This window comes from Streptomyces sp. NPDC044704, assembly GCF_056433525.1.
This window is the reverse complement of sequence record NZ_JBWKGY010000047.1, coordinates 1-2,732: the sequence shown is the minus strand read 5'-3', so window position 1 is coordinate 2,732 and position 2,732 is coordinate 1. Positions and strand designations below refer to the sequence as shown.

Annotated in this window: 1 protein-coding gene; it reads right to left on the bottom strand. The window is 68.2% G+C overall.

The genetic code is table 11. The features are described 5' to 3' along the window. On the bottom strand, positions 1 to 2,673 hold a 2,673-nt coding region (locus AC07B0_RS40280; RefSeq protein WP_478900595.1), incomplete at its 3' end, for a beta-ketoacyl synthase N-terminal-like domain-containing protein. Positions 2,674 to 2,732: the final 59 nt, after the last annotated feature.

Here is a 2,732-nt window from a genome sequence, read left to right as displayed (position 1 = left end):
GTCCGCACCGTCATTGTTGACCGCGGAACCACGGATCACCGCACGGATCGTGTCCCCGTCACGCACCGCATCAGACAGCCGCTTCAGCACCACGATGCCGGCTCCGCTGGAGAAGACAGTCCCCTGCCCGTCGGCGTCGAACGCCCGGCAGTGACCGTCGGGGGACATGATGCCGCCCTCCTGGAACCAGTAGCCGCTGCGCTCTGGAGCGCGGACCTTGGCTCCTCCTGCGAGTGCCATGTCGCTGTCGCCCGAAATGAGACTGCGGCACGCGTGGGCGATCGCCACCAACGAGGTGGAACAGGCCGTGCTCACGCTCACGCTCGGTCCGCGCAGGTTGAGACGGTAGGAAATATGGGTCGCGGCGAAGTCCTTGTCGTTGCCGAGACCCACGACTGTCGGATCGATGTCCGACGAGCCGCGCTGGGGAATCAGGTTGTTGAGCAGGTAGCTGCTCATCGCCGCGCCGACGTAGACCGCGACGGTACCCGAGTGCCCGCGCGGGGCATATCCGGCGTTCTCGAGTGCCTGGTAGGAGCACATCAGCAGCAGTCTCTGCTGCGGGTCCATCAGCTCCGCCTCACGCGGTGTGAATCCGAACATCGCGGGATCGAACAGATCGACCCCGTCGGCGGATCCGGCCATGGCCACGTACTGGCCGTGGCCGCCGACCGCCGACTCCGAAGGCTCATCAGTGGGGACCAGTGACTCCACACCATCGACGAGGTTGTTCCAGAACGCGTCCACGTCGTCGGCGCCGGGAAAACGAGCGGCCATGCCGATGACGGCAATGTCGGAGCTGTCCGCCGGGTTCCGGAAGGTCGTCGACGGAGACTTCGCATCCTGCGGAGAAGACGAAGTCGGCGCGAGGCGCTCCGCGAGGCGGGCAATGGTCGGGTATTTGAACAGGTCCGCTACGGCAAGCGAAACCTGCAGCCGCTTCTTGACCTGCTGGCCCGCTTCGACGATGAGGAGGGAGTCTCCGCCCAGGTCGAAGAAGTTCGCGTCCCGGTCGATGCGGGATCGCCCGAAGAGGTTCTCCCATATCTCGGTGAGCGTGCTCTCGATCTCCGCGCGTGACCGTACCGCGTGCGCAGGGTGGTCCGCCGACCGCTCCTGGTGGCGTTTGGTACCGCGCTCGAGCCTGCTGGGCAAGTTCTCGGCGGAGACGATCACGCGCCGCCGCCCTCCAAAGAGTGCGCGTTCGAAGACGGCCAGTGCGTCGGCGGCGGAAATCCCCGACGGCTCATCGCCGACGTGTGCCTCGAGTACGGCAGCGGGGAGCCGCTCGTGCGACGCCATGCCCACGTTCCGCCAGGCGTCCCATGCGATGGCGACGACACGTGCGGGAGCACCTGGCGACTCGGCCCATGCGTCGAGGAAGGCGTTCGCCGCGCAGTAGTCCACCTGGCCGAGGCTGCCCAGAAGCGCGCCGGTCGAGGAGAACACGGCGAAGAAGGCGAGCGGTCGGCTGTGGAGCACTGCCGCGAGCGCGAGCGTTCCGTCGACCTTGGGCGTCAGCACCTTCCGCATGGCCTCGACGTGCCGGAACTGGGCGAGACCCCCGCCGGCGAGGCCCGCGGCATGGACGACGCCTTCGATGGGCCCGAACCACAGCTCGGCCCGCGCGACAACATCGGCGAGAGCGGTACGGTCGCTCACGTCGCACGCTTCGACAAGCACCTCTGCCCCGTACGACTCCAGCTCGCGTACCGCGACGATGCGGATCCGGGTCTCCGCGGGGATCGTGGGATCGCTCTCGAGCGCCGGCCACTGTTCACGCGGCGGAAGCGGCGTCCGCCCGACGAGCACCAGGCGCGCTTGGTACTTCCGTGCCATCCATGCGGCGATCGCGCGGCCGATGCCACCAAGACCGCCAGTGATCAAGTAGACGCCTTGTGGCCGGAGGGCCGCGGATTCTCCGTCCCCCGCGGACGTGGTCATGCCCTCGACACCCTCGACGTAGCGGGTGGTGTCCCGGTAGGCGACGAAGGAATGCGGCAGTGACGCGCGGATCTCGGCGATGAGCGGATCGACCTCCGCCGCCGGGCCCTCGATGTCGATCGCGGACGCGGTGAGCGCCGGATACTCCAGGGGCAGGGTCTTGACCGGGCCGAGGACGAGTGCGCGGGTGGGCGGTGCGGGCTCGCCGTTGCCCACCCTGGCGAGGCCCTGCGTCACCACGGCGAGCCGGGTCTGCTCGGTTCCGCGGTGCAGTCCGAGCGCACGGGCGAAGTACACCAGTGCGTCGAGCGCGAAGACACGCGCCCGGTCGACCTCGGCCTCGGTGTCGACCGCCCACAGGTAAAGGACGTTCCATGTACCGCTTGTTCCATCGGTGTCCTGGAGTTCGCGGACGAGCCGGTCGAAGTCATCGGTCACTTCAGGGCGCAGAGCGTAGGCGTCCGGTGCGGAACGCTCGAACGACGTCCCGGTCTTCACTGTGACGACGCGCTCTCCGGCCTCTCGCAGGCGCGCGGTCCAGCGCTCCGCGATGCCAAGCCTGTCGGCGAAGACGAGCCAGCGTTCGCCGGGCCTTGCGGTGATCGCCGCGGTGAGGGGGACCTGATGAAAGACAGGTTGAAAGAGGCGGGCCGCGGGCGTCGTCGCACCAGCGGTCTTCCGCTCGATCCAGTGGCGCTTGGTGTCGAATGCGTAGGTGGGCAGGGGCACGCGTCGCGGTGAGCGGTTCGTGTGCAGGGTGGACCAGTCGATCGGGACACCGTTCACCC